Origin of the sequence: Streptococcus sp. IsoGale021 (genome assembly GCF_031142795.1) — a bacterium.
GTDB lineage: Bacteria > Bacillota > Bacilli > Lactobacillales > Streptococcaceae > Streptococcus > Streptococcus hominis.
Genome location: NZ_JAKZJH010000002.1, coordinates 14,781 through 40,046 on the forward strand (window position 1 = coordinate 14,781; position 25,266 = coordinate 40,046).

A 25,266-nucleotide genomic window follows, 5' to 3' on the forward strand; every position below is an offset into this window, starting at 1 on the left:
GATTTGACAAGCCTTTTTATTTTTTTAAGTAAATTTCATCAATCTCATGATTTTCTGTTTTATGAAGAATAATTTCAGCTCTGTTGCGTGTGGGTTCGATATAATCTTGCAAATTCACAAGGTTAATCGACTTCCAGACATTTTGAGCAAATTCCATAACTTTGTTTTCTGGCTGAGAAGTGAAAGGATGATAATAGTTATTTGGATCTTCTTTTGCTAAAGTGAGCAATTTTTTAAAGCGATCCAGATACCAAGTTTCGATATTTTCAACTTCCGCATCCACGTAAATCGAAAAATCAAAGAAATCCGTCATATAAAGGCGTTCATTTTGTGGATTTTGGAAAACGTTGATACCTTCAACAATGACAAAATCTGCAGCTGTAACAGACTGTTTTTTATCAGGAACAATATCATAAATTTCATGTGAATAAACAGGGATTTGGTAGTTTTGTCCATTTTTGATATTGTCAAGAAAATCAAGCAGCAGCTCCATGTTATAACTTTCTGGAAAGCCTTTGCGCTTGAGGAGATTTTGCTCCTGCAAGTGAGCATTTGGATAAAGAAATCCGTCCGTCGTCACCAATTCAACAGTAGCATTTGAAAATGTTCTAGATAAAAGGATTTGCAAGAGCCGACTGGTAGTAGATTTTCCGACAGCGACACTTCCAGATACACCGATGATAAATGGTTGGCGCTTGCTCGCTTTTTGTAAAAAAATCCCTTTTGAAAATGCTAAATCTTCTTTTGAGCGCTTATAAATTTGGATGAGGCTGGTCAAGGGCAGATAAACATCTGTCACATCTTGAAGGCTAATCTTATCATTGAAACTTTTGATAGAATTCAATTCTTTTTGCGTCAAAGGCGGGGTTGTTTTACGATGCAGATTTTGCCAAGTTTTTCGACTAATCTTTTCAAAATGGATAAATTCGTTCGTCATATTCACTCCTATAGTTGAAAAATAGTATAACATAATTTTAAACAAATTGTAAACGGTTTACAAATAAAAGGTCTTTATGTTAAAATAGTTTTATGGCTAAAATGTATTTCGCAGAAAATCCAGATGCAGAACATGATATTCACAAATTGAAGGTTCAACTTCTGGGGCAAAATGTGACTTTCTTGACTGATGCAGGAGTCTTTAGTAAGAAAATGATTGATTATGGCAGTCAAGCTCTTTTAAAGTGTCTTGATTTTCATAAGCAAGAAAGCGTATTAGATGTCGGTTGTGGCTATGGAACATTAGGACTTACTTTGGTCAAAGCTAAAGAAGTCGAAGCAACGCTTGTTGATATAAATCAGCGCGCTCTTGATTTGGCGCGTCAAAATGCTGAGCGCAATCAAGTCCTAGCTACGATTTTTCAATCTAATCTTTATCAAAATGTAGAAGGGAGATTTCATCATATTATCAGCAATCCACCGATTCGAGCAGGGAAACAGGTCGTTCATGAGGTGATTACAGGAAGTTATACGCACTTACTAGACGGAGGCGACTTGACGATTGTTATTCAAAAAAAACAGGGAGCGCCAAGTGCAAAAGCTAAGATGGAAGAAGTATTTGGAAATTGCGAAATTTTAAAAAAAGATAAGGGATATTATATCCTTAGAAGTAGGAAGGAAATATGAGAGCAGTTGATGTGATTCAGAAAAAGCGGGATGGCTTAGAATTAACTAGTGATGAAATCAAGTGGTTAATTGAAGGTTATGTTGCCGGAACTGTGCCAGATTATCAAATGTCAGCTTTTGCAATGGCAGTATATTTTAAAGGTATGACCACTCGTGAAATATCTGATTTAACCATGACCATGGTAGAGACAGGTCAGCAAATTGATTTGTCAGCTATATCTGGAGTTAAGGTTGATAAGCATTCAACCGGAGGCGTAGGAGACAAGGTAACGCTTGTACTGGTGCCTTTGGTAGCTAGTTTTGGAATCCCCGTTGCTAAAATGAGTGGTCGTGGACTCGGTCACACAGGGGGAACGCTTGATAAATTAGAATCCATTAAAGGATTTCAAATTGAGCGTAGCCAAGAAGAATTTATTAAGCAAGTACAGGATATTGGACTATCCGTCATTGGTCAGTCTGATCAGTTGGTGAAGGCAGACAAGTTGTTGTACGCTTTGCGTGATGTGACGGCGACAGTTGATACCATTCCTTTAATTGCAAGTTCTGTTATGAGTAAGAAAATCGCAGCTGGTGCAGATAGTATTTTGCTAGATGTGACAGTTGGTGAAGGTGCATTTATGAAGAACTTGGATGATGCGCGTGCTCTAGCTCGTACTATGGTTGATTTAGGAAAGGCAGTTGGGCGTAGAACAACAGCTGTTATCACCGACATGAGCCAACCTTTAGGAACCAGCATTGGTAATCGTTTGGAAATCCTTGAAGCTTTGGATATCCTGCAAGGAAAAGGACGAGAAGATGTAACAGAATTTATTTGTGAATTAGGCCAAATCATGCTTGGCTTAGCAAATGTTGAAAAAACTGTAAAAGAAGTGCGGGAACATCTATTTGATGGATCGGCACTGCAAAAATTTGAAGCTATGGTTGTTGCACAAGGTGGCGATTTAGAAGATTTGTACCGCCCTTCATCAGCAAAATACGTTGTAGAAGTGACTGCAGATGAAGCGGGTTATATTTCTGAATTGCCAGCTATGGAATTTGGTTTATTTGCCATGCGGCTAGGTGCAGGCCGAGCGGTGAAAACGGATGCCTTAGACTTTGAAACAGGAATTGTTTTTGAAAAGAAAGTCGGAGAATCAATCAAAATTGGTGAAATTGTCGCAAAAGTTTATGCAAATGAAAAAATTTCACAAGAACTAGTTACAGAATTCAAAAAAAATGTTAAAATAAGTAATGAGCCGAAAAAAGTTCAAGAGATTATTGAAGTAATCGCTTAACTTACAGGAGAACCGAAAATGAAGTTAAATAAATACATCGATCATACGCTTTTGAAACCAGATGCTCAACAAGAGCAAATTGAAAAATTGATTGAAGAAGCAAGAGAATATGATTTTGCAAGTGTCTGTGTCAACCCAACTTGGGTCAGCTTTGCCGCAGAAGGATTACGAGATACAGATGTTAAAGTTTGTACCGTTATTGGATTCCCACTGGGAGCAAATACGCCTGCTGTGAAAGCATTTGAAGCAAGAGATGCTATCAAGAATGGTGCAGACGAAGTGGATATGGTGATCAACATTGGTGCTTTGAAATCCCAAAATCTGGTTTTAGTAGAAGAAGATATTGCAGCAGTAGTAGAAGCAAGTGGTGATACACTTGTAAAAGTAATTATTGAAGCGTGCTTATTGACAGATGAAGAAAAAGTTGTAGCGTGTCAATTGGCTAAAGCAGCTGGTGCAGACTTTGTGAAAACCTCAACTGGATTTTCAACTGGAGGCGCTACTGTTCATGATGTGGCGTTGATGAGAAAAGCAGTTGGTCCGGATATGGGGGTCAAAGCTTCAGGAGGCGCTCGCTCATACGAAGATGCAGTCGCATTTATTGAAGCAGGCGCAACGCGTATTGGAGCTTCTTCTGGTGTAGCCATTATGAAAGGAGAAAAAGCTAGTGGCGACTACTGAGTTGATTGATCTAGCTATTGAGACAAGTAAAAAGGCCTACGTTCCTTATTCTCATTTTCCAATTGGTGCTGTACTAGTAGCAAAAAATGGTCAGATTTTTACAGGCGTAAACATTGAAAATGCTAGTTTTGGTCTGACGAACTGCGGGGAGCGGACAGCCATATTTAAAGCTATTTCAGAAGGCGTTACGGAGTTTGAGGAACTAATCGTTTATGGTGAAACCCAAAAACCCGTTTCTCCGTGTGGAGCTTGTCGTCAAGTAATGGCAGAATTTTTTTCTCAGGATTTAAAGGTGACACTTGTTGCCAAAGATAAATCGACGGTCGTGATGACGGTCAAGGAATTACTTCCGTATTCTTTTACTAACTTGGATTAGTTGGTAAAAACGGTCAGTTGACCAAAGTTAATTTTGCAACCTTGTTGCACATCTTATTTAGGAGGTTCAGAGATGAACAAGAAACAATGGCTAGGCCTTGGTCTAGTAGCTGTCGCAGCAATTGGACTTGCTGCATGTGGTAACCGTGCATCTAAATCAGATAATAAAGATGCAAAGACGGATTTGAAAGCTGCAATTGTTACAGATACAGGTGGTGTAGATGATAAATCATTTAACCAATCTGCTTGGGAAGGTTTGCAAGCTTGGGGTAAAGAAAATGGGTTGACAAAAGACCATGGCTTTACTTACTTCCAATCTACAAACGAATCTGAATACGCTACAAACCTTGAGCAAGCTGCTTCTAGCAATTACAAATTAGTATTTGGTATTGGATTTGCTCTTCGTAATGCAGTAGAATCTGCTGCAAAGGATCACTCTGATATTAACTATGTTATTATTGATGATGAAATTAAAGGTCAAAAGAATGTAGCTTCTGCACTCTTTGCAGATAACGAAGCTGCTTACCTTGCTGGTGTGGCTGCAGCCAAAACAACTAAAACAAAAATGATTGGTTTTGTTGGTGGTATCAAAGGTGCTGTATTAACTCGTTTTGAAAAAGGTTTTGAAGCAGGTGTGAAATCTGTTGATCCTTCTATTAAGATTGATGTGAAATACGCTGAAAGCTTTGGAGATGCTTCTAAAGGGAAGACAATTGCAGCAGCTCAATATGCAGCTGGTGCAGACGTTGTTTATCAAGTAGCCGGTGGTACTGGTGCTGGTGTATTCAACGAAGCAAAATCTATCAACGAAACTAGAAATGAATCTGACAAAGTTTGGGTTATCGGTGTTGACCGCGACCAAAACGATGAAGGTAAATACAAATCTAAAGACGGCAAAGAATCTAACTTTGTTTTGGCATCTAGCTTGAAAAAAGTTGGTGGTACTGTAAAAGATATTGCTAACAAAACAGCAAAAGATAAATTCCCAGGAGGAAAAACTACAACTTACGGTCTGAAAGACGGTGGAGTAGATTTGACAACTAAGAACTTATCAGATGATGCTAAAAAAGCTGTTGAAGATGCAAAAGCAAAAATCCTTGACGGAAGTATTAAAGTTCCTACAGAATAAAGAATAACCTGACACTCAAGAAGCGACCTTCGTGGGTCGCTTTTTTGAGATTGAGCCAGCTTTTGTCTCAGTAAAGCTGGCTAATCTTTTAGTGAGTTTTACTGAAATAAAATAATTTCTGAAAGGAATCAATCATATGGCACATGAGAATGTCATTGAAATGCATGAAATAACCAAGATTTTCGGTGAATTTGTCGCAAATGATAAAATCAACTTAAATCTAAGACGCGGTGAAATTCATGCACTTTTAGGAGAAAACGGAGCGGGCAAGTCCACTCTGATGAATATGTTGGCTGGCTTGCTTGAGCCAACAAGTGGTGAGATTACTGTGAATGGAAAGTCAGTAACAATTGATTCTCCATCAAAATCAGCATCTTTAGGAATCGGAATGGTTCACCAACATTTTATGTTGGTAGAAGCTTTTACGGTTGCTGAAAACATTATTTTAGGGAGTGAAACGACGAAAAATGGTGTTTTAGACATTAGGAAAGCAATCAAAGATATCAAGGAACTATCTGAAAAATATGGTCTTGCTGTAGATCCTACAGCAAAAGTCGAAGATATTTCAGTTGGTGCGCAACAACGTGTTGAAATCTTGAAAACATTGTATCGTGGCGCAGATATCTTGATTTTTGACGAACCAACCGCAGTATTAACTCCTTCAGAAATTGAAGAACTAGAGCATATCATGAAAAATCTAGTTAAGGAAGGAAAATCCATCATTTTGATTACGCACAAATTGGATGAAATTCGTGCTGTTTCTGATCGTGTAACTGTCATCCGTCGCGGTAAGAGTATTCAAACCGTTGAGATTGGTGGCGCAACGAATAAAGATCTTGCTGAAATGATGGTGGGACGTTCGGTATCCTTTACAACGGAAAAAGAAGCTTCAAATCCAAAAGAAGTTGTTCTATCTATTAATGATTTGGTTGTGAATGAGAATCGTGGCGTGCCTGCTGTTAAAAATTTATCTTTGGATGTACGAGCTGGTGAAATTGTTGGGATTGCCGGGATTGATGGCAATGGACAAAGCGAGCTAGTTCAAGCAATCACAGGTCTTCGGAAGGTGAAATCAGGTAGCATTACCATTAAGGGGAAAGAAGTCGTTGGCTTATCTCCGCGGAAAATTACCGAAATGCAAGTTAGTCATGTGCCGGAAGACCGTCATCGTGATGGCTTGGTTTTAGATATGATGTTGTCTGAGAATATGGCTCTGCAAACTTATTACAAGGAGCCATTAAGCAAAAATGGAATTTTGAATTACAATAATATCACTTCTTATGCACGAAAGTTAATGGATGAATTTGATGTTCGGGCTGCAAGTGAAAGTGTTCCAGCATCTGCTCTTTCAGGAGGAAATCAACAAAAAGCCATTATTGCTCGTGAAATAGACCGCAATCCTGACCTTCTAATCGTTAGTCAGCCAACTCGTGGATTAGACGTTGGAGCGATTGAATACATTCATAAACGTTTGATTGAAGAACGTGACAAGGGTAAAGCAGTGCTTGTGGTCAGCTTTGAATTAGATGAAATCCTGAATGTTTCAGACCGTATTGCTGTTATTCATGATGGTAAGATTCAAGGTATTGTAACTCCAGCAGAAACTAATAAACAAGAGTTGGGTATCTTGATGGCTGGTGGTGAAATTAAGAAGGGAGATTCAAATGACTAAGAAAACGCAGCAAATTGCGGTGCCTTTGATTTCCGTTGTTCTTGGAATTTTACTTGGTGCCATTATCATGTGGATTTTTGGCTATGATGCTATCTGGGGTTATGAAGAGCTGTTCAAAGCTGCTTTTGGTACTATCCGTAGTATTGGTGAAATTTTCCGTGCAATGGGTCCACTTATTTTAATTGCTCTTGGGTTTGCAGTAGCAAGTCGGGCTGGGTTCTTTAATGTCGGCTTGCCGGGGCAAGCTTTGGCAGGTTGGATTTTGAGTGGCTGGTTTGCGCTTTCATTTCCTAATCTTCCTCGCCCAATTATGATTCTTGCTACGGTTGTCATTGCAGCAGTAGCTGGTGGGATTATCGGTGCTATTCCTGGTATTCTTCGTGCTTATTTGGGAACAAGTGAAGTTATCGTTACGATTATGATGAACTACATCGTTCTCTACGTTGGAAATGCAATGATTCATAGTTTTCCAAAAAGTGTTATGCAAAGTATTGACTCAAGTGTTAAGGTTGGAGCTAATGCAACCTATCAAACAGAATGGCTGCGGGCATTGACCAATAATTCACGGATGAATATCGGAATCTTCTTTGCGATCATTGCAGTTGTCCTTATCTGGTTTATGCTGAAAAAAACAACGCTTGGATTTGAAATCCGTTCTGTCGGGCTAAATCCAAATGCGAGTGAATATGCAGGGATGTCTGCTAAACGGACGATTATTCTTTCAATGATTATCTCAGGTGCCCTTGCCGGTGTCGGAGGTGTTGTTGAAGGACTTGGAACTTTCCAAAATGTCTATGTACAAGGAAGTTCCCTAGCTGTCGGCTTTAATGGTATGGCCGTTAGCTTGCTGGCAAATAATTCACCAATTGGTATTCTCTTTGCAGCATTCTTATTTGCCGTGCTTCAAGTCGGAGCTCCAGGTATGAACACCGCAACGATTCCAGCGGAACTGGTAAATATTGTAACAGCATCAATTATTTTCTTTGTAAGTATTCATTACATCATTGAACACTTTATCAAACCAAGAAAACAAGCGAAAGTAAAGGGAGGAAAATAAGATGAATTTTGTAACAATGTTAAGTCTGTTAGTTTCCTCTATGCTGATTTATGCAGCACCTTTAATCTTTACTAGTATCGGTGGTGCCTTCTCAGAGCATGCTGGGATTGTCAATGTCGGACTTGAAGGTATTATGGTTATGGGAGCTTTCTCAGGAGTTGTCTTTAACCTTACTTTTGTGAATACCTTTGGAAGTTTAACGCCTTGGTTAGCACTTTTAGTCGGTGGTATTGTGGGACTAATTTTCTCACTCATTCATGCTGTAGCAACTATCAATTTCCGTGCGGACCATGTTGTTAGTGGTACAGTGCTCAATTTGATGGCGCCTGCGTTAGCGATTTTCTTGGTAAAAGCTTTCTATAATAAAGGGCAAACAGATAATATTCAAGTATCATTTGGTAAATTTAATTTTCCACTATTATCAGATATTCCTGTCATTGGAGATATCTTCTTTAAACACACCAGTCTAATGGGGTATATTGCAGTTGCATTTGCTTTCCTAGCATGGTTCATTATGTTTAAGACGAAATTTGGGCTTCGTTTGCGCTCCGTAGGTGAACACCCACAAGCGGCAGACACCCTCGGTATCAATGTTTATCTCATGCGTTATTACGGTGTGATGATTTCAGGTTTTCTTGGCGGTGTCGGTGGAGCGATTTATGCACAATCTATTTCCGTAAATTTTGCTGCTACAACCATTATCGGACCAGGGTTCATCTCGCTGGCTGCTATGATTTTTGGTAAATGGAATCCAATTGGCGCTATGCTTTCAAGTCTATTCTTTGGGCTATCTCAAAGTTTAGCCGTTATCGGAAGTCAATTACCATTCCTATCACATGTACCAGCTGTGTACCTACAAATTGCACCTTATGTATTGACTGTTGTTGTGTTGGCAGCATTCTTCGGAAAAGCTGTTGCACCAAAAGCAGACGGTGTCAATTATATTAAATCAAAATAAACTATTGCAAAAAGCCAAGTTACTGTTCAAAGTAGCCTGGCTTTTTTGATAAAAAAACAATCATTCTGCTAAGAAGAGCGACTTAGAGAATGATTGTTTTTAAAATATTTTACATAAAATAGACAATAGCAAGATATTGAAGTGCAGAAGCAGCTAGGATAAAGAGGTGCCAAATCATGTGGAAATATGGTTTTTTCTTAGCATAAAATCCTGCACCAACAGTATAACAGAGTCCTCCAGCTAACATCAATCCCCAGAAAATAGGTCCCGTTTGACCAATGATTTGCGGAATAATCAGAATCACTAACCAGCCCATAATAAGATAAAGCGCTAAGCTGAATTTTTCATTAACTTTTTTAGCAAATATTTTATACAAAATACCAAAAATGGTCGTTCCCCATTGAATTGTGATAATAAGATAACCCAACCAATTGTTTATAAGAGATAGTACGACTGGCGTATAACTTCCCGCAATAGCAATGTAAATCATTGAATGATCGATGATCCGTAGAATATACTTATGCGTAGAACCATAGCTCATTGAATGGTAAATCGTTGAAGAAAGAAACATCAGAAATAAACTGATGACAAAAATTGAAACTCCGACAGCGGCAAGCATACCATGTTCTTCATAGCTGTAAATGGCTGAGATAGGAAGCAGTACTAACATAACCACAGCCCCAACAGCGTGAGTGACAGCATTGGCAATTTCTTCCCCGAAGCTGAGTTGTTTGCTGAGTTTAAGCGTTTGATTCATTTGTTTTACCTCCTTCTAAGGCTAGAGCTAATTTTTTTGTTTGATGAAATAATTTCACCGTTTGGCAAGCTGCTTCAATAGCAGGTGCGACTGTGTCAGCTTTTTCTTCTTGCATGCAATTAACGAATTCATTATAAAGAGTGGCCGAATCTTTTCCGTCTACCAGAAGTTGAATCGTCTTGATAATATCTGGTATTGGAAAGACAGGTTTTAACGTCGTCAGTACAATCAGACGAGCAATCTGTACACGATTGTATTTTTTCTTAATTGGTTTTGGAATGTGGGCGTGTTTCACATAATTATTGACCATAGCAGCCGTTAAAGGCTTATCTGTGCTATGAAATGCTTGTTCGTTGACACCATTCACATAGAGGAGAACCTGGTCAAGATAAAGATCTAACTCGGGTAGTTCTTCCCAAGTTGGGAATTTTGTGATTTCCAAAATATTCACCTCTTTCTTATCTAGTCTTAATAACTAGATTATATGATAATGATTGTCTGTTGTCAAGAGAAAAATCATTTGTTCTGCAAAATAACTTTTGATACAATAAGATTATGAAAATTTTAATTCCAACTGCAAAGGAAATGAATCTTAGCCTTAAACCTCATGGCAAGTGTTTCCTTTCAGAGCAAACAAAAACAATTGTAGCTAGTCTATCACAGTATTCTATTGAAGAATTAGCAGATTTCTATCATATTAGTCTGGAACGTGCAGAAGAAGAGTATATTCATCTTCAACAATTAAAAAATGGGCAAGCCTTGACTTACCCAGCTTTGCATTTATTTGATGGTCTTATGTATCGAAACATCAGAAGAAGTCATTTAACGAAGCAAGAGTTGAGGTATGTAGACAAGCATTTGTTCATCACTTCTAGTCTATATGGTGTTATACCAGCTATGGCGTTGATTTCACCTTATCGCTTGGAGTTTTTAGTAAAATGTACTATTTCTGGCAAAAGCCTGAAAAATTATTGGCGCAATGATTATGATGCAGCTATTTCAGATGAGGAAATGATTTTGTCTCTGTTATCAAGTGAGTTCGAGACGGTGTTTTCCAAATCTGTGCGCGATAAGATGCTTCGGTTTAAATTTTTAGAAGATAGAGAAGGAAGTTTGAAAGTTCACTCAACTATTTCTAAGAAGGCGCGAGGGCAATTTTTAACAGCTTTAATTGAAAGCCAAGTAAGAAGCAAAGAAGAAATCAAACAATTGCAATTTGCAGGCTTTGCTTTCCGAGAGGATTTGTCTACGATAAATACCTATGTCTTTGTTAAGGAGTAAAATAAAAATGGAATGATGTAAAAGTGTCATTCCATTTTTTGCTTATTTTAGTTAATAGCAGCTAATAATGCTTCAGCTTGAGCTGCGAGTTCAGCTTGTTTTTCTTCGGAAACTGTCAGTTGACCAGTTCCCCAGGCTTCTGGGTTTACAGCAACACCAGTAAATGGTTCAACAACTTTCATGCGAATAAATGGAAGAAGGCTGCGATAATGTTTGAAAACTTCATCTGGAGAAGTTCCATTGGCTACTGAGGAAACTGTTACAAGTTTTTCATTAAGAGCAGAAGGCCCTGATGGGTTTGAAAGGTCAAGTGCACGTGATAGCCAATCTAAGAGATTTTTAACAACTCCTGGAAGTGCCCAGTTATAGGTTGGTGAGAAGAGCCAGATAGCATCAGCAGCGAGAATTTCTTCACGAGCTTTGGCAACAGCCGCAGGAGCTGGGCTTTCAATATCTTGGTTGAAAAATGGAACATCTTTGAAATCAAGATAAGAAACTTCAGCTTTGCCAGCAAGAATGTTTTCAGCCTGAGAAGCTAACTGATGGTTGAATGAGCCTTGGCGAAGAGACCCGACGATAAATAGTACTTTTTTAGACATATAAGTCACTCTCCTTTTCTTTTGTACCTTTTTATGTTACAACAAATATCACTAGTTAGCAAGAAATTAGCTCAAATTTTTAAATTTCTTTAAAATTCGAATCAAATCTTCTTTATCTTGCTCTGTTAAAATCCTTAATCCTTGCTGGATATTTTGAATATGCTCTGGAAGAACCGCTTCAATTTTACTACGTCCTTCTGGTGTCAATCCGACTAAAAAAGAACGTCGATCAGATGGGTCACAGGTACGAAAAATCCAACCGTCCCGTATCATATTTTTGATGACAACGGTCATATTTCCAGATGTCGCAAGCATTTTATCAATTAAGTCTTGAATGCGTAAGTTCCCTTTGCTATAAAGGGTTTCTAAGACTGAAAATTGAGTTGGAGTCAATTTGTGTTGCTTTGCCGCTTGATTTTCAAAAGGTCGAATCGTGCGAATAGCTTTATTTAAAACAATCATTGTTTTTAAATCAAGACGATTTTCTTGAAAAAGTTTTGTTAGTTTGTCCATATCTGTATTTTATCAATAAGTAGTAATAAAATCAAATTTTAGAAAAAGATAGAAAAAAGTCCTTATTTATAGTATAATGGACGAGTGAAAAATAGAAGAAAAAATGATAGAAATTTCATTATTTGGCAATATATTATCGGAAGTGTGATAGTTTTGGCCGTTCTCACTTTTTCTTTCCTTTACATTTTAAATCTATCTATGGATCCTTACCAATCAGCTAAGGTAACGGCTAGTAGAATTGCTCGTCAATATGCAGATTTGGATAAAGTGGATCGCTTTGCTATTTATAACGGTGAAAAAAGTTATTACAGTCTTTTGGGGAAAAATCGTAAAAAGACGCAGCTTGCTGTTTTGATAAAAGCAGATAGTGATAAAATCTATACTTATGAGTTGTCCAAAGGGATTAGTCAAGAAAAAGCAAAACAAATCGCTAAAGAGAGTGGTGCCAAACAAATTGATAAAGTGACATTTGGCTATGTAAAAGAGCAACCAATCTGGGAAGTCAAGTCTGGAACAACTTATTATAATGTTGGATTTGAAACAGGAATATTGCTCAGCAAGGAGGGGCTATGATATTATCAAATCGTGTTTTAAATATGGAAGAAAGTGTAACTTTAGCAGCAGCAGCGCGCGCAAAAGCTTTAAAAGCACAAGGTCGTGATATCCTTTCGCTGACTTTGGGAGAGCCAGATTTTCCAACTCCGAAGAATATTCAAGATGCTGCTATCTCTGCAATAAAAGACGGTAGAGCTAGCTTTTATACGGTTACCAGTGGTCTGCCTGAATTAAAGGAAGCAATTGTAGCATATTTTGCAAAATACTATGGTTATACGATTAAACCAAATCAAGTGACCGTTGCAACGGGTGCAAAGTTCTCCCTTTATACCTTTTTTATGAGTGTCATCAATCCAGGTGATGAAGCGATTATTCCGGCACCGTGCTGGGTTAGTTATGGCGACCAGATTAAGATGGCAGAAGGGGTACCAGTTTTTGTTCAAACGACAGAAGCAAATCATTTCAAAGTGACCGTTGAGCAATTAGAGGCTGCTCGGACAGAGAAAACGAAAGTTTTGGTGCTCAATTCTCCTTCTAATCCAACGGGAATGATTTATACTGCTGAAGAGTTATTAGCGATAGGTAATTGGGCTGTAGAGCATGATATTCTTATTTTGGCAGATGATATTTATGGCCGCTTGGTTTACAATGGGAATGAATTTACACCGATTTCAAGCTTATCTGAAGCTATTCGCAAGCAGACAATTGTTATCAATGGTGTATCTAAGTCGTATTCGATGACTGGTTGGAGGCTGGGTTATGCTGTTGGAGAACCAAAAATCATTGCAGCGATGAGTAAAGTGGCTGGACAAACGACTTCTAATCCAACCGCTGCTTCCCAATATGCGGCGATTGAAGCTCTAAAGGGCCCTCAAGATACTGTTGAAATCATGCGTCAGGCTTTTGAAGAACGTCTCAATACCATTTATCCTTTGCTTGCAGAAGTTCCTGGCTTTGAAGTGGTGAAACCACAAGGAGCGTTTTACCTCTTTCCAAATGTTAAAAAAGCAATGGAGCTGAAAGGCTATTCAGATGTGACAGAGTTTACAACAGCTATTCTAGAAGAAGTAGGTGTCGCTCTTGTAACGGGTGCTGGCTTTGGTGCGCCAGAGAATGTTCGCCTGAGCTATGCGACGGATATGGATACCTTGAAAGAGGCCGTTCATCGTATCAAGGCGTTTATGAAGGGTTAAAAAATGATCGATCATTTTACCCTTAAGGTAAAGAATTTAGAAGTTTCTAAAGCTTTCTATCAAGCAGCTTTGGTTGCTGGAGGAAAGGATAATGGTGCACCTGGCGAACGTAAAAATACTATGCGGCTTTTGTGATAGACCCAGACGGGAACAACATTGAGGCTGTTTATCATAAAAAATAAAATAGAAAAGAGAAAAAACGTGTTAACAAAATATACTTCAATTATGGATGTTAAAAATCATGTCGGAGAAGAAGTGACGATTGGCGCTTGGGTTGCCAACAAATCAGGAAAAGGGAAAATTGCCTTCTTGCAATTGCGTGACGGGACAGCTTTTTTTCAAGCTGTGGCTTTCAAGCCAAATTTCCTTGAAAAATTTGGTGAAGAAGAGGGTTTGAATAAATTTAATATCATCAAACACTTGAACCAAGAAACAGCTGTTTTAGTAAAAGGAATCGTCAAAGAAGATGAGCGCTCAAAATTTGGATATGAATTAGACGTAACGGATATTGAAATCGTTGGAGAGTCTACTGATTATCCTATCACACCAAAAGAGCATGGAACGGACTTTTTGATGGATCATCGTCACTTATGGCTGCGTTCACGCAAGCAAATGGCAATTATGCAGATTCGCAACGCAATTATCTATGCTTCTTATGAATTTTTTGACCGCAACGGCTTTATCAAATTTGACAGTCCGATTTTATCGGGAAATGCAGCAGAAGATTCCACAGAGCTTTTTGAAACAGATTATTTTGGAACTCCTGCCTTTCTAAGTCAATCTGGGCAACTTTACTTAGAAGCAGGTGCTATGGCACTTGGTCGTGTATTTGACTTTGGCCCTGTTTTCCGTGCTGAAAAATCTAAAACACGTCGTCATTTGACAGAATTCTGGATGATGGATGCAGAATATCCATTTGTTACTCATGATGAGTCGCTTAATCTTCAAGAGGCTTATGTGAAGGCTTTGATTCAAGGAGTTTTGGATCGTGCACCACATGCGCTTGAAGTGTTGGAACGTGATATTGAACTTCTTAAAAAATACGTAGCAGAACCCTTCAAACGTATTTCTTACGATGAAGTAATTGACCTCTTACAAGAACACGAAAATGATGAAGATGCAGAGTATGAGCATATCGAACGAGGTGATGATTTCGGCTCACCTCACGAAACTTGGATTTCAAACTATTTTGGTGTGCCAACGTTCGTTGTGAACTACCCTGCTAGCTTTAAGGCTTTCTACATGAAACCTGTTCCTGGTAACGAAGAACGTGTGCTTTGTGCAGACCTTTTAGCACCAGAGGGTTATGGAGAAATCATTGGTGGATCAGCTCGTGAAGAAAGCTATGAAAAATTATTAGCGAAGATTGAAGAAAATGGTCTGAACTCTGATGACTATGCTTTCTATCTAGATCTTCGTAAATATGGTTCAGTTCCTCATGCTGGATTTGGACTTGGTTTGGAACGTATGGTGACATTTGTTGCAGGAACGAAACACATCCGTGAAGCCATTCCATTCCCACGTATGCTCCACAGAATTGAACCTTAGGAAATGTGAGAGTGGGATAGAAATCAATCATTCGAAGAATTTGATTTTTCAGCAAGTCCTAGTTTCTAGTTGCTGACCTAAAACAGTCCACTGGACTGTTTTACTTCCACCTCTGTACAAGTTGGCTAGGATAGCCGTTATCACCGGTATAACAAGGGATAAGGATATCCAACCATGCAAGCCAAACTATAAAATGCATGAGGTTGGGAGCTTATGTCCCAACCTCTTTAAAATTGAAATATTATGAATAAGTTAGAAAACTGAACGGAAAGTTCGGTTTCTTCTTAGTAAAGGAAAAAGTATGTTTAGGAGAAGTTACAAAAGAAATATTCCTCTTATGGCAGGAGTGGAATTCTTAGGATTTTTAGGTATTACGAGTTTTTGGATTTTATTCCTCAGTCAAAATGGTATGTCTTTACTGCAAATTGGGCTGTTAGAGAGTATTTTTCATGCAACAGGCATCATTTTTGAAATTCCGTCAGGCATGTTGGCAGATCGATTTTCTTATAAGACCAATCTGTACGTAAGCCGCTTGACTAGCATTTTATCATCTATTTTAATGTTGACAGGGCAAGGGAATTTTTGGATATATGCAATGGCAATGATAATCAATGCTTTGTCTTATAACTTTGATTCAGGAACGAGCTCTGCACTGCTATATGACTCTGCTGTAGAAGCTGGTTTAAAAGACCGTTATTTGAAAATATCAAGTTTGATGTCAGGTGTTTCTGAGGCAGCAATCTCTTTAGGAACGGTACTAGCGGGGTTATTTGTACATGGATATTTGTATATTACCTATTATATCATGATTGCGGTTTCTATTATTGTTTTAATTCTGATTTGGTTGATAAAAGAACCGACAATGAAAAAGAAAAATGACGAAGTGTTGACGATGAAAAAAATTATCTTGATTGTGAGAGAAGAGATGAAAAATAATCCCAGTCTTTTTACATGGATGATGATTTTTCAATTTGTTGGAACAATAATGTGCATGTTTTACTTTTACTATCAAAAACAATTACCAGACTTGGCAGGATGGCAGATTTCAACAGTTATGTTGATTGGTAGCGTCTTAAATATTTTGGCAGTTTCTCTTGCCAGTAAGATTGGGAAAACATGGCATTCTTTTCGGATTTTTCCAGTAGTTGTCAGTTTAACAGGAGCAGCTTATGTACTGTCATTTTTGGGAACACCATTTATGTATATACTTGTTTATTTGACGGCAAATGCTCTGTATGCCATGTACCAACCGATTTTTTACAATGATTTGCAACAGTATTTACCAAGTTCAGCCAGAGCGACCATGTTAAGTGTTGCTTCAATGATGTTCAGTTTAAGCATGATTATCATTTTTCCGATTGTTGGTTGGCTGATTGACAGTTTTGGCTTTGATCAGACTTTTATTGGATTAGGGCTAGTTCTTATCTTGCTAACGCCGCTTTTAGTGATTGTTTTTCAAATGATTCGTAAACAATTGAAATCAATCAAAAATTAGTCCATTATTTAATATCTACAGAAGTGATTTATATCTAATTTTTAATGAATACAATCAGTTGTTGCTGCTTATGATAAAAACAGCAAATATAAGGAAAATTATATACTTATTTTTTACACAACTACAAAATATAATTATCAAATTTAGGAAAATCTTGTTTAAGAATACAATATATTATAGTTAGTATAAACTGCTATATAATTCCTTAGTGTTATAGAGATGATAGGAGGAAAACATTATGCGCGATAATCATCTTCATACTTACTTTTCTTACGATTCAGATGCTGATTTCATAGATTATTTGGAACATTACGATGGTGAAATCGTGACGACTGAACATTTGGATTTATCTAATCCCTATCCGTATGATGCAGGCTCTCCTCACGATGATATTCCTGATTATGAGTCTTATTCTAGAAAAATAGCTGCTCTCAATCGGAAATATGGAAATCGAATCAAAAAAGGAATTGAGATTGGCTATTACAGACCACGAAAGAAAGATATTTTAGCTTTTTTGGAGAATAAAGATTATGATTTGAAACTTTTATCTGTTCATCATAATGGGAAGTTCGATTACTTAGAAGAACCTGCTTTGCAATCTGATAAAATGAAGGTGATTCCAATTTATTTTAAAGAAATGGAAGAAGCTATTGAGAGTATTCCAGCCCATGTTTTGGCACATTTCGACTATGGTTTTCGCAAGTTTAATGTGACGGTGGAAGAATTGAAAAACTTTGAAGCTCAACTTCGTACCCTCTTTCAAAAAATGATAGATTACAGCTTAGCTTTTGAACTGAATTGCAAGTCAATGTATCTCTATGACCATGAAGATATTTATATTTATGCCCTGTCTTTGGTGAAAGAATTGGGCGGAACAAAGTATTCTGTTGGCTCTGACGCCCATACGTTAGAACATTTTCGCTTGAATTTTGCCCGCATTAAGCAAATCCTAACAGAATTTGACATAGACGAAGAAATGTTGCTATAAAAAAGGGGTTAGAACAAAAAGTTCTTAACCTCCGATTATATTTGTTTTAGATTACAAGGTATAGTAGTTCTCAGACATGGAAATATCATAACAAATATTCATATTCTCTGATAATTAAACCATTTTCGAACTCAAAAATATCACAGGATAGTTGACCAAAATCATTTTGGAGAATGGTGACAATCCGATTTTCATTAGTTGAAAAAGTATGCAAGCAGGAAAATTGAACGTTGCTATGATGATAGGCTTGCTGAATCTTCAGAAGATAATCGTCTATTCCATGGATGGTTGAAACTTCTTGCCCATGCAATTCCCAAGTAATATCAGAATGTAAAAAACTTTGGTACGTTTCCCAGTCTCTTTGATTTTCTGCTTGAAAGAATAAGGTTAGTTTTTCTAAATTTGGCATCAATCGCCCCTTTAATGAAACAACTTTTCCCAAAAAGAAGGTCTCTTTTCTACTTTTTGAGATGAGTCTGCTTGGAAAAATTCAGAAAATTGGTTAGCAATTTCTTTTTCAGCTATTTCTACTGGATGATCACTATGAATGACCAAGCCAAATGGAGAATTCTTCCAATTACTAGACACGATTGTTGCTTTGCAACCCAAATCTTTTGCTATTTTTAAGTAAAAAATTTGATATTGACTATTAACCTCAGGTGATATTTTCACAGTTACAGGCTGATAGTCCAAGATAATCTTTTGTAAAATTTCTTTAAAGTGGTCGTGGATGGGAGCGCTGTTAGCTTCATCAATACTACATTCTGCAATGACCCGTTCTTCAAATGTTTCTAAAAATTTTCTTTGCTCATCGGGATTTAATTTTAATCCCCCTTGAGATTTCTCCATTATTGCTTTATTTATATCTGTCATAAAGTTAGTATAACATACTTTTTTTGAAATTTATCCAAGAAATATTCGGAAATATAAAACGCTTACACAGAAAATTATCGTAAATTTCATAGAAAGACACGATTTTTCCTTGAAAAAAACCGATTTTTAAGGTATGATAGGAATGTAAATAAAATAACTCAAAGGAGAGTAAAAAATGTCAATTATTACTGATGTTTACGCTCGCGAAGTCCTAGACTCACGCGGTAACCCAACACTTGAAGTAGAAGTTTATACTGAATCAGGTGCTTTCGGACGTGGTATGGTTCCATCTGGAGCTTCTACTGGTGAACACGAAGCAGTTGAACTTCGTGATGGTGACAAATCTCGTTACGGCGGTCTTGGTACACAAAAAGCTGTTGACAACGTAAACAATATCATTGCTGAAGCAGTTATTGGTTATGACGTTCGCGATCAACAAGCTATTGACCGTGCAATGATTGCACTTGACGGTACTCCAAATAAAGGTAAATTGGGTGCAAACGCAATTCTTGGTGTATCTATTGCTGTAGCACGTGCTGCTGCTGATTACCTTGAAATCCCACTTTACAGCTACCTTGGTGGATTCAATACTAAAGTTCTTCCAACTCCAATGATGAACATCGTCAACGGTGGTTCTCACTCAGATGCTCCAATCGCTTTCCAAGAATTTATGATTGTTCCTGCTGGTGCCCCTACATTCAAAGAAGCTCTTCGTTGGGGCGCTGAAATTTTCCATGCTCTTAAGAAAATCCTTAAATCTCGTGGTCTTGAAACAGCTGTTGGTGACGAAGGTGGATTTGCTCCTCGTTTTGATGGAACTGAAGATGGTGTAGAAACTATCCTTGCTGCTATCGAAGCTGCTGGTTATGTTCCTGGTAAAGATGTATTTCTTGGATTTGACTGTGCATCATCAGAATTCTACGATAAAGAACGTAAAGTTTATGATTACACTAAATTCGAAGGTGAAGGAGCTGCAGTTCGTACAGCTGACGAACAAATCGAATACCTTGAACAATTAGTTGATAAATACCCAATCATCACTATCGAAGATGGTATGGATGAAAATGACTGGGAAGGTTGGAAGAAACTTACTGAACGCCTTGGTAAGAAAGTACAACTTGTTGGTGATGACTTCTTCGTAACAAACACTTCTTATCTTGAAAGAGGTATTAACGAAGGATGTGCTAACTCAATCCTTATTAAAGTTAACCAAATCGGTACTCTTACTGAAACATTTGATGCTATCGAAATGGCAAAAGAAGCTGGTTACACTGCCGTTGTATCACACCGTTCAGGTGAAACTGAAGATTCAACAATTGCTGACATCGCAGTTGCAACTAACGCTGGACAAATTAAGACTGGTTCATTGTCACGTACTGACCGTATTGCTAAATACAACCAATTACTTCGCATCGAAGACCAACTTGGTGAAGTAGCTGAATATCGTGGTTTGAAATCTTTCTATAACTTGTCAAAATAATTCAGTTATAATATGAATCGGCTAGTTCTGCTAGCCGATTTTTTCTTTAATAATATTGGTAACTTTTAGGAGGGCGATATGGATAAGATTGAAGAACTGGCTCAGATCATTCAAAGTAGCCAAAATATTGTATTTTTTGGTGGTGCGGGTGTTTCAACTGAATCTGGTATTCCGGATTTTCGAAGTTCTAATGGGATTTACAATATTGAGTTAAACCAGCATTTTACAGCAGAGCAATTAGTTTCACATACGATGTTTGAACGTTATCCAGAACAGTTTTTTGAGTTTTACAAGAAATATCTTATTTATCCTAATGCTAAGCCAAATGTAGCCCATAAATATTTAGTTTATCTAGAAAAGCTAGGGAAATTAAAAGCAATTGTTACACAGAATATTGATAGTTTACACGAGATGGCAGGAAGCAAGAACGTATTAAAAATTCATGGTAGTGTGGACCGAAATTTTTGTACCAATTGTCATCATTTTTATGACTTAGAGAATTTTTTGAAATTGCCTGGAATCATTCCTTATTGCGAGACTTGTGGTTGTGTAGTTAAGCCAGATGTGACTCTTTATGAGGAACCGTTAAATATGGAAGTTTTTTCTCAAGCTATTCAGGCTATCAGTCAAGCTGACCTACTTATCATTGGCGGAACATCGCTAGTTGTTTATCCAGCTGCTAATTTGGTTCATTATTTTCAAGGATGGCACTTAGTTGTAATCAATAAAAACAATATAATACAAGATAGTCAAGCTGACTTAGTTATCAAGGGCAAGATTGGAGAAGTGCTGGGTAAGGTATGGAAAGTAAAAGGATAGTCATTATCAGATCAAATGATGGTTTCAATCATGTGCTTAGCTGTATTTTTTAGAGATGGTAGATTAGAAAATGTCCTTTATAATGGAAATTTTAGAAAATGTCCTTTATAATGGAAATTTTTAAAAATTTCCATTATAATAGACAAAAAGAGGTGAAAAGATGATGTACATTGCTCTTATTGGAGACATTATTAAATCAAAAAAAATACAAGATCGAGCGCAGGCACAACAGCAATTGTTGCAATTGATGAAAGAGTTGAATCAGCAATATCAGAAATATTTAATTTCTCCCTTTACGGTCACAGCTGGCGATGAATTTCAAGCTTTGTTTTTACCAAATTCGGATATGTTTCAAATCATGGAGCAACTTTCTATGTCATTTGCTCCTTATGAAATTCGATTTGGGATTGGTGCTGGAGATATGATTACAGAAATTAACAAAGAACAAAGCATTGGTTCTGACGGTCCGGCGTATTGGCTGGCGAGAGAAGCGATTAACTATGTTCATGACAAGAATGACTATGGCATCAATCACATTTCGGTTTCTTTGGCAGACGAAGAAGTCGGTCAGACAATCAATGCTATTTTAGCTGCATGCTCTTTTATTCAGTCCAAGTGGACAGATATCCAATATGATGTCCTCAAACAATTACTAGCTGAAAATATATACGATGAAACATTTTCGCATAAAGAAATGGCAAAACTACTTGGTATCACTCCGAGTGCTTTCAACAAACGTATCAAGGCGAGTGGGTTAAAAATTTATCTCAGAAATAAACGAGTTGCGATGAACTTGATGTTAAATGCGATAGAGAAGGAGGCGAAACATGTCTAATTTGTGGGGATTTTCAGACTATTTTGTACAACATCCAATCTTGTTGTTAACCTTATTGGCACATGTTTTAGCTGATTTCCAATGGCAAAGTCAAAAAATGGCAGATTTAAAATGTCGAAAGTTACCTTATTTATTGCTGCATTTAGCCATTGTTTTTCTGCCGTTGCTGATTTTGAGTATCTTTTTCCCGAAAAATATTATTTACTTTGCTGCTGTTTGGATTAGTCATGTAGTTATTGATTTCTTGAAATACAGGCTCAATACGTTTATAGAAATAAAGAGACTCACAAAGCAAGTTTTCATCATTGACCAAGTCCTTCATTTTATTTGCATTTTTCTATTTTATGCTTTATTGGCCAGCAAAATCAATCCACAATGGCTGAAAAATGGAGCGTCAGTTGCTCAAACCCTTCTTTTCTTAGCAATCGTTGGCAAGCCTGTTAATATTTTATTTAAGCTTTTCTTCAGTAGGTATCAGTCAAAGGGAGATAACCAAGACACTATAGCAGGTGCAGGGGCGATGATTGGGATTTTAGAGCGTTTTATTATGGCTTTGTCTCTTATATTTGGGCAGTTTGCTTCCGTTGGCTTAGTCTTTACTGCTAAGTCAATCGCACGGTATAACAAAATTTCTGAAAGTCAGTCCTTTGCAGAATACTATCTCATTGGCTCACTTTTTAGCATGATTAGTGTGTTAATTGTTTTTGGTTTGCTTTATTTGTAATATAAAAACTGTAGTTTAGTGATTGACTACAGTTTCGTTATATTATTGAATCTCATAGCCCATGAGGAGACCATTTTCTTCAGCGTAAAAACTGCACAAGCCAGAAGTTGGAATAACTTCAATAACAGCTTGTGGGAATTTTTCACGAACCATTTTGGAAAATTGCTGGCAAAACTTAAGATTATTTCGATGAGCAATAATGATTTGTCCACCGGCATAGCCTGCCTTGATGAGTTCATCAAAAGCTGCGATTAGTGACTTTTTAGCACCACGCGCCTTTTGAAGCAACTCCAACTTGCCGTCTTGACTGGCTTCGCCTACCATACGAATGTTCAGTAATCCCACAACGGCTCCAAGCAACTTGCTCAGTCGTCCATTTTTGACTAGATTGTCAACTTTTGCAAGAACGAAAAGTAACTTCGTCTTTGCTTGATAGGCTGTAATTTCTGTTACAACCTCTTCATAACTTAGCCCTTGACCGATGAGAAGATTAAGATTTTTGATAATCAAATCATTTTCACCGCCAGCAGAAAGAGTATCAATAATATGGATATTCACGTTAGGATGTTCTTCAAGATAGAGTTTTTTAGCCACTTGTGCACTATTATGGCTTCCTGATAAGGTTCCTGTAATAGTGACCACAAAAATATTTGAAGCTCCATCAAAAGCTTTCATATAATCATCTGGACTAGGACAGGCAGACTTTGAAGCCGAAGAAGTGGCATACATTTTTTCCATCATATCATCAACATTGAGCTGAGCATTATCTATAAAGATTTCATCACCTACTTGAATGGTCAAAGGAACACTTTCAAACAAGGTGTCAACAGCAAGGTTTTCGATAGTTCTATAATCACAGCCTGAATCAGCTACAATTTTCCAAGTCATTGCATTCTCCTTTAGTTGAGTAGTAAACTAGTTAGACATTGACAAAAGTTTTGTCTTTTTTTACAATTATATCATGAAACTTCTGCTTTAGAAAGCCTTTACAGTCGGTTGTTACACGTAGAAAGAAAATGTTATGTCGGAACGTAAAATATCGAAAAAATCTTTAGAAAATCTAAAAATATCAAATCAGGAATCCAATCGCATTACAAAAGAATCCTTAGAAATTTCGCTATTGCAATTATTGGAAAAGAAAGAGTTGGCCAAAATTACTATTTCTGAATTAGTAGAGAGGGCAGGCGTTTCACGTGCAGCTTTTTATCGAAATTATGATTCAAAAGAAGAAATTTTACAAGAGATTTTCCAACGAACAGTACAAAAGATTACCAATAAATTGGAACAATTCAATATGAGAACCGAGCTTTATCAAGTGTGGCTGTTCTTGTTTAAAGAAGTCAAAAAAGAGGCACGAATCCTTAGTTTAGCAGTGGATTACAATTTAGAAAAACTGTTGACAAGTGCTGTGTTTGATTTCTTGGAAAAACAAAATAGCTCTAGAAAAGAGGCTTCGACTTACATGAATTCCTTTTGGAGTTCGGCGGTGGTTTCTGTCTTAATCAAATGGACAAAAGACGGCATGAGGGTTCCGGCAGAAAAGATCGCATCGCTCGGACTTCCGCTTTTTCCACATCGAAAAAATGATAAAATGAGTGATAAATAAAAAAGAAGGTGACAACATGGTTACAAAAAGATTGGCTTGGGACGAATATTTTGCAGCACAAGCGCTCTTGATTGCAAATCGCTCAACCTGCAAACGAGCAAGCGTTGGTGCGGTTATTGTAAAGGATAATAAAGTTATTTCAACAGGATATAATGGATCCGTTTCAGGAACGGAGCACTGCATCGATCACGAATGCCTGATAGTCGATGGGCATTGTGTGAGGACTTTACATGCAGAAGTAAATGCGATTTTGCAAGGTGCAGAGCGCGGGATCCCGAAAGGATTTACTGTTTATGTCACGCATTTTCCTTGTCTCAATTGTACGAAACAGCTTTTACAAGTTGGTTGCAAGCGAGTGGTTTATATCAATCAATATCGTATAGATGATTATGCGCGTTATTTATATAGCGAAAAGAAAGTTGAGCTAGTACATCTGCCAATCGAAAAAGTGAAAGAGGCAATCTCGGAGACTGATTTAATATAACTTTTAAAGTGTGACTTTTGTTTTCTATGAATAAAAGGAAAGAAATTATGATAGAAGAACAACTTCAAAAAGCCTGGCAAGCATTGTTTGACGGGCAATATCAGCTTGCCAAGCAATTTGTTTATCAAATAGACCAAGATAGTTATAGTACACTGAACTTAAAAGCTTATATTGCTTTGGAAGAAAAGGATTTTCAGTTGGCACGTCAGTTTTTAAAAGACTACTATGCTCAGGCTGTGTCTGAAAAGAATCTAGAAGAACAACATATAGGCTTGCATCAATTAGCTATGGTCGAACGAGAAGAAGAACATTTTCAAAAAGCTTATGACTTGATAATGACAGAAGCTGCAATTATTGCAAAGCATTTCCCTGATGATGTCTTAAAGACATCAGTCAATTTGTACGAACAGGGGTATTTACAATTCAAATTTGGAAATATTCATCTTGCAGAAGAACTTTTACAAGAAACATTAAATTTAGCATTGCAGACAGATGACTTTGTCAATCATGCTTGTGCTTATCGTGGCTTGGCTGAGGTAAGATTAGCTAAGGGAGATATAAAAATGGCTAAATCTGATGCTCAAAAAGCACTGGTGTGTTTTGAAAAAGCGGGTGATACCGTGGGAGTGGCAGGGCTGAAGAACTTAATGGCACAGATAAACTCACAAGGTAGAAGTTTGTAAATAATGTTTGTGAAATAAGATATTCTAATGTAAAAGTTAGAGTATTTTTCTTTTTAGAACAATT

29 protein-coding genes and 1 pseudogene are annotated in these 25,266 nt (G+C 37.4%); 22 read left to right on the forward strand and 8 right to left on the reverse strand.

Going from position 1 to position 25,266, the window contains the following annotated elements:
• Window positions 1-16: 16 nt before the first annotated feature.
• Window positions 17-937, reverse strand: coding sequence for a type I pantothenate kinase (coaA, locus tag RG565_RS01700; protein WP_049517695.1), 921 nt, complete (start codon window positions 935-937; stop codon window positions 17-19).
• Between the two features lie 92 nt (window positions 938-1,029).
• Here coaA and RG565_RS01705 point away from each other — a divergent pair, with 92 nt between their 5' ends.
• The 8 genes from RG565_RS01705 to RG565_RS01740 all read left to right on the forward strand — a co-directional run bounded on the left by RG565_RS01705 (window position 1,030) and on the right by RG565_RS01740 (window position 8,769).
• Window positions 1,030-1,623, forward strand: coding sequence for a class I SAM-dependent methyltransferase (locus RG565_RS01705; RefSeq protein ID WP_003024365.1), 594 nt, complete (start codon window positions 1,030-1,032; stop codon window positions 1,621-1,623).
• Complete coding sequence (locus RG565_RS01710; RefSeq protein ID WP_174721105.1) at window positions 1,620-2,897, forward strand: pyrimidine-nucleoside phosphorylase; 1,278 nt, start codon at window positions 1,620-1,622, stop codon at window positions 2,895-2,897. The genes RG565_RS01705 and RG565_RS01710 overlap by 4 nt, the downstream gene beginning before the upstream one ends.
• Before the next feature lie 18 nt (window positions 2,898-2,915).
• Window positions 2,916-3,578 carry a deoxyribose-phosphate aldolase gene (gene deoC / locus RG565_RS01715; RefSeq protein WP_022525891.1) on the forward strand — a complete coding sequence of 221 codons (663 nt, stop codon included), beginning with the start codon at window positions 2,916-2,918 and terminating at the stop codon, window positions 3,576-3,578.
• Window positions 3,565-3,954 carry a cytidine deaminase gene (locus tag RG565_RS01720; protein ID WP_126467005.1) on the forward strand — a complete coding sequence of 130 codons (390 nt, stop codon included), beginning with the start codon at window positions 3,565-3,567 and terminating at the stop codon, window positions 3,952-3,954. The genes deoC and RG565_RS01720 overlap by 14 nt, the downstream gene beginning before the upstream one ends.
• A gap of 72 nt (window positions 3,955-4,026) precedes the next feature.
• Window positions 4,027-5,082 carry a BMP family protein gene (locus RG565_RS01725; RefSeq protein ID WP_003024369.1) on the forward strand — a complete coding sequence of 352 codons (1,056 nt, stop codon included), beginning with the start codon at window positions 4,027-4,029 and terminating at the stop codon, window positions 5,080-5,082.
• Window positions 5,083-5,218: 136 nt separating this feature from the next.
• Window positions 5,219-6,754: an ABC transporter ATP-binding protein gene (locus tag RG565_RS01730; protein WP_049517699.1), complete on the forward strand. Its 1,536-nt coding sequence runs from the start codon at window positions 5,219-5,221 to the stop codon at window positions 6,752-6,754.
• On the forward strand, window positions 6,747-7,811 hold the full coding sequence (locus RG565_RS01735; protein WP_003024371.1) for an ABC transporter permease: 1,065 nt from the start codon (window positions 6,747-6,749) through the stop codon (window positions 7,809-7,811). Before RG565_RS01730 ends, RG565_RS01735 begins: the two co-directional genes overlap by 8 nt.
• A 1-nt stretch (window position 7,812) precedes the next feature.
• Complete coding sequence (locus RG565_RS01740) at window positions 7,813-8,769, forward strand: ABC transporter permease (RefSeq protein ID WP_174721106.1); 957 nt, start codon at window positions 7,813-7,815, stop codon at window positions 8,767-8,769.
• A 109-nt stretch (window positions 8,770-8,878) separates the two neighbouring features.
• Here RG565_RS01740 and RG565_RS01745 read toward each other — a convergent pair whose 3' ends face one another.
• Together RG565_RS01745 and RG565_RS01750 are read right to left on the reverse strand one after the other, a co-directional pair.
• Window positions 8,879-9,526 (reverse strand): hemolysin III family protein, encoded by a 648-nt coding sequence (locus tag RG565_RS01745; protein WP_174721107.1) that lies wholly within the window; start codon window positions 9,524-9,526, stop codon window positions 8,879-8,881.
• Window positions 9,510-9,968: a DUF1836 domain-containing protein gene (locus RG565_RS01750; RefSeq protein ID WP_021001731.1), complete on the reverse strand. Its 459-nt coding sequence runs from the start codon at window positions 9,966-9,968 to the stop codon at window positions 9,510-9,512. Before RG565_RS01750 ends, RG565_RS01745 begins: the two co-directional genes overlap by 17 nt.
• A gap of 113 nt (window positions 9,969-10,081) precedes the next feature.
• Between RG565_RS01750 and yaaA the strand changes: the two genes are divergently transcribed.
• Entirely contained in the window at window positions 10,082-10,807 is a 726-nt protein-coding gene (gene yaaA, locus RG565_RS01755; protein WP_247907981.1) for a peroxide stress protein YaaA, read from the forward strand.
• Between the two features lie 47 nt (window positions 10,808-10,854).
• Here yaaA and RG565_RS01760 read toward each other — a convergent pair whose 3' ends face one another.
• Together RG565_RS01760 and RG565_RS01765 are read right to left on the reverse strand one after the other, a co-directional pair.
• A complete protein-coding gene (locus RG565_RS01760; RefSeq protein ID WP_247936562.1) occupies window positions 10,855-11,406 on the reverse strand; it encodes an NADPH-dependent FMN reductase in 552 nt (183 codons plus the stop codon).
• Window positions 11,407-11,472: 66 nt separating this feature from the next.
• On the reverse strand, window positions 11,473-11,919 hold the full coding sequence (locus RG565_RS01765; RefSeq protein ID WP_003029623.1) for a MarR family winged helix-turn-helix transcriptional regulator: 447 nt from the start codon (window positions 11,917-11,919) through the stop codon (window positions 11,473-11,475).
• Window positions 11,920-12,003: 84 nt separating this feature from the next.
• On the opposite strand from RG565_RS01765, the gene RG565_RS01770 reads away from it, so the two are divergent.
• The 6 genes and pseudogenes from RG565_RS01770 (at window position 12,004) to RG565_RS01795 (ending at window position 17,698) form a co-directional block, all read left to right on the forward strand.
• On the forward strand, window positions 12,004-12,492 hold the full coding sequence (locus RG565_RS01770) for a DUF5590 domain-containing protein (protein ID WP_247936563.1): 489 nt from the start codon (window positions 12,004-12,006) through the stop codon (window positions 12,490-12,492).
• Window positions 12,489-13,667, forward strand: a complete 1,179-nt coding sequence (locus RG565_RS01775) for a pyridoxal phosphate-dependent aminotransferase (RefSeq protein ID WP_247936564.1) — start codon at window positions 12,489-12,491, stop codon at window positions 13,665-13,667. The genes RG565_RS01770 and RG565_RS01775 overlap by 4 nt, the downstream gene beginning before the upstream one ends.
• Before the next feature lie 48 nt (window positions 13,668-13,715).
• Window positions 13,716-13,849 (forward strand): annotated as a pseudogene (locus tag RG565_RS01780) (glyoxalase); the annotation flags it as partial.
• Between the two features lie 43 nt (window positions 13,850-13,892).
• On the forward strand, window positions 13,893-15,215 hold the full coding sequence (gene asnS / locus RG565_RS01785) for an asparagine--tRNA ligase (protein WP_247936715.1): 1,323 nt from the start codon (window positions 13,893-13,895) through the stop codon (window positions 15,213-15,215).
• A 301-nt stretch (window positions 15,216-15,516) separates the two neighbouring features.
• Window positions 15,517-16,710 (forward strand): MFS transporter, encoded by a 1,194-nt coding sequence (locus tag RG565_RS01790; protein ID WP_247936565.1) that lies wholly within the window; start codon window positions 15,517-15,519, stop codon window positions 16,708-16,710.
• A gap of 238 nt (window positions 16,711-16,948) precedes the next feature.
• A complete protein-coding gene (locus tag RG565_RS01795) occupies window positions 16,949-17,698 on the forward strand; it encodes a PHP domain-containing protein (RefSeq protein WP_247936566.1) in 750 nt (249 codons plus the stop codon).
• Window positions 17,699-17,783: 85 nt separating this feature from the next.
• Here the strand turns inward: RG565_RS01795 and RG565_RS01800 are convergent, their stop codons facing one another.
• Both RG565_RS01800 and RG565_RS01805 read right to left on the reverse strand, forming a co-directional pair.
• Window positions 17,784-18,107: a nuclear transport factor 2 family protein gene (locus tag RG565_RS01800; protein WP_049533383.1), complete on the reverse strand. Its 324-nt coding sequence runs from the start codon at window positions 18,105-18,107 to the stop codon at window positions 17,784-17,786.
• An 11-nt stretch (window positions 18,108-18,118) separates the two neighbouring features.
• Window positions 18,119-18,571: a DUF1694 domain-containing protein gene (locus RG565_RS01805; RefSeq protein ID WP_247936567.1), complete on the reverse strand. Its 453-nt coding sequence runs from the start codon at window positions 18,569-18,571 to the stop codon at window positions 18,119-18,121.
• A 175-nt stretch (window positions 18,572-18,746) separates the two neighbouring features.
• Here RG565_RS01805 and eno point away from each other — a divergent pair, with 175 nt between their 5' ends.
• The 4 genes from eno (at window position 18,747) to RG565_RS01825 (ending at window position 22,429) form a co-directional block, all read left to right on the forward strand.
• Window positions 18,747-20,051, forward strand: a complete 1,305-nt coding sequence (gene eno / locus RG565_RS01810) for a surface-displayed alpha-enolase (RefSeq protein ID WP_003029634.1) — start codon at window positions 18,747-18,749, stop codon at window positions 20,049-20,051.
• A 78-nt stretch (window positions 20,052-20,129) separates the two neighbouring features.
• Window positions 20,130-20,870: an NAD-dependent protein deacylase gene (locus tag RG565_RS01815; protein ID WP_247936568.1), complete on the forward strand. Its 741-nt coding sequence runs from the start codon at window positions 20,130-20,132 to the stop codon at window positions 20,868-20,870.
• A gap of 160 nt (window positions 20,871-21,030) precedes the next feature.
• The gene (locus tag RG565_RS01820) at window positions 21,031-21,705 is read left to right on the forward strand and encodes a SatD family protein (RefSeq protein ID WP_049533379.1); all 675 of its coding nucleotides are present in this window, start codon (window positions 21,031-21,033) and stop codon (window positions 21,703-21,705) included.
• A complete protein-coding gene (locus tag RG565_RS01825; RefSeq protein WP_049533378.1) occupies window positions 21,698-22,429 on the forward strand; it encodes a DUF3307 domain-containing protein in 732 nt (243 codons plus the stop codon). The genes RG565_RS01820 and RG565_RS01825 overlap by 8 nt, the downstream gene beginning before the upstream one ends.
• Before the next feature lie 42 nt (window positions 22,430-22,471).
• On the opposite strand, the gene RG565_RS01830 is transcribed toward RG565_RS01825, so the two are convergent.
• Window positions 22,472-23,317, reverse strand: coding sequence for a DegV family protein (locus RG565_RS01830; RefSeq protein WP_247936569.1), 846 nt, complete (start codon window positions 23,315-23,317; stop codon window positions 22,472-22,474).
• A 133-nt stretch (window positions 23,318-23,450) separates the two neighbouring features.
• On the opposite strand from RG565_RS01830, the gene RG565_RS01835 reads away from it, so the two are divergent.
• The 3 genes from RG565_RS01835 to RG565_RS01845 are packed head-to-tail and all read left to right on the forward strand — an operon-like array spanning window position 23,451 to window position 25,202.
• The gene (locus RG565_RS01835; protein ID WP_195323016.1) at window positions 23,451-24,035 is read left to right on the forward strand and encodes a TetR/AcrR family transcriptional regulator; all 585 of its coding nucleotides are present in this window, start codon (window positions 23,451-23,453) and stop codon (window positions 24,033-24,035) included.
• A 16-nt stretch (window positions 24,036-24,051) separates the two neighbouring features.
• Window positions 24,052-24,519 carry a deaminase gene (locus RG565_RS01840; RefSeq protein WP_003042919.1) on the forward strand — a complete coding sequence of 156 codons (468 nt, stop codon included), beginning with the start codon at window positions 24,052-24,054 and terminating at the stop codon, window positions 24,517-24,519.
• 47 nt (window positions 24,520-24,566) lie between these two features.
• Entirely contained in the window at window positions 24,567-25,202 is a 636-nt protein-coding gene (locus RG565_RS01845; RefSeq protein WP_247936570.1) for a hypothetical protein, read from the forward strand.
• Window positions 25,203-25,266 lie beyond the last annotated feature (64 nt).

Excerpts from the sequence above, each read along its gene's own strand:
- coaA (WP_049517695.1), bottom strand. The coding sequence starts at position 937 with ATGACGAACGAATTTATCCATTTTGAAAAGATTAGTCGAAAAACTTGG.
- RG565_RS01705 (WP_003024365.1), top strand. The coding sequence starts at position 1,030 with ATGGCTAAAATGTATTTCGCAGAAAATCCAGATGCAGAACATGATATT.
- RG565_RS01710 (WP_174721105.1), top strand. The coding sequence starts at position 1,620 with ATGAGAGCAGTTGATGTGATTCAGAAAAAGCGGGATGGCTTAGAATTA.
- deoC (WP_022525891.1), top strand. The coding sequence starts at position 2,916 with ATGAAGTTAAATAAATACATCGATCATACGCTTTTGAAACCAGATGCT.
- RG565_RS01725 (WP_003024369.1), top strand. The coding sequence starts at position 4,027 with ATGAACAAGAAACAATGGCTAGGCCTTGGTCTAGTAGCTGTCGCAGCA.
- RG565_RS01730 (WP_049517699.1), top strand. The coding sequence starts at position 5,219 with ATGGCACATGAGAATGTCATTGAAATGCATGAAATAACCAAGATTTTC.
- RG565_RS01735 (WP_003024371.1), top strand. The coding sequence starts at position 6,747 with ATGACTAAGAAAACGCAGCAAATTGCGGTGCCTTTGATTTCCGTTGTT.
- RG565_RS01740 (WP_174721106.1), top strand. The coding sequence starts at position 7,813 with ATGAATTTTGTAACAATGTTAAGTCTGTTAGTTTCCTCTATGCTGATT.
- RG565_RS01745 (WP_174721107.1), bottom strand. The coding sequence starts at position 9,526 with ATGAATCAAACGCTTAAACTCAGCAAACAACTCAGCTTCGGGGAAGAA.
- yaaA (WP_247907981.1), top strand. The coding sequence starts at position 10,082 with ATGAAAATTTTAATTCCAACTGCAAAGGAAATGAATCTTAGCCTTAAA.
- RG565_RS01760 (WP_247936562.1), bottom strand. The coding sequence starts at position 11,406 with ATGTCTAAAAAAGTACTATTTATCGTCGGGTCTCTTCGCCAAGGCTCA.
- RG565_RS01765 (WP_003029623.1), bottom strand. The coding sequence starts at position 11,919 with ATGGACAAACTAACAAAACTTTTTCAAGAAAATCGTCTTGATTTAAAA.
- RG565_RS01775 (WP_247936564.1), top strand. The coding sequence starts at position 12,489 with ATGATATTATCAAATCGTGTTTTAAATATGGAAGAAAGTGTAACTTTA.
- asnS (WP_247936715.1), top strand. The coding sequence starts at position 13,893 with ATGGATGTTAAAAATCATGTCGGAGAAGAAGTGACGATTGGCGCTTGG.
- RG565_RS01790 (WP_247936565.1), top strand. The coding sequence starts at position 15,517 with ATGTTTAGGAGAAGTTACAAAAGAAATATTCCTCTTATGGCAGGAGTG.
- RG565_RS01795 (WP_247936566.1), top strand. The coding sequence starts at position 16,949 with ATGCGCGATAATCATCTTCATACTTACTTTTCTTACGATTCAGATGCT.
- RG565_RS01800 (WP_049533383.1), bottom strand. The coding sequence starts at position 18,107 with ATGCCAAATTTAGAAAAACTAACCTTATTCTTTCAAGCAGAAAATCAA.
- RG565_RS01805 (WP_247936567.1), bottom strand. The coding sequence starts at position 18,571 with ATGACAGATATAAATAAAGCAATAATGGAGAAATCTCAAGGGGGATTA.
- eno (WP_003029634.1), top strand. The coding sequence starts at position 18,747 with ATGTCAATTATTACTGATGTTTACGCTCGCGAAGTCCTAGACTCACGC.
- RG565_RS01815 (WP_247936568.1), top strand. The coding sequence starts at position 20,130 with ATGGATAAGATTGAAGAACTGGCTCAGATCATTCAAAGTAGCCAAAAT.
- RG565_RS01820 (WP_049533379.1), top strand. The coding sequence starts at position 21,031 with ATGATGTACATTGCTCTTATTGGAGACATTATTAAATCAAAAAAAATA.
- RG565_RS01825 (WP_049533378.1), top strand. The coding sequence starts at position 21,698 with ATGTCTAATTTGTGGGGATTTTCAGACTATTTTGTACAACATCCAATC.
- RG565_RS01830 (WP_247936569.1), bottom strand. The coding sequence starts at position 23,317 with ATGACTTGGAAAATTGTAGCTGATTCAGGCTGTGATTATAGAACTATC.
- RG565_RS01835 (WP_195323016.1), top strand. The coding sequence starts at position 23,451 with ATGTCGGAACGTAAAATATCGAAAAAATCTTTAGAAAATCTAAAAATA.
- RG565_RS01840 (WP_003042919.1), top strand. The coding sequence starts at position 24,052 with ATGGTTACAAAAAGATTGGCTTGGGACGAATATTTTGCAGCACAAGCG.
- RG565_RS01845 (WP_247936570.1), top strand. The coding sequence starts at position 24,567 with ATGATAGAAGAACAACTTCAAAAAGCCTGGCAAGCATTGTTTGACGGG.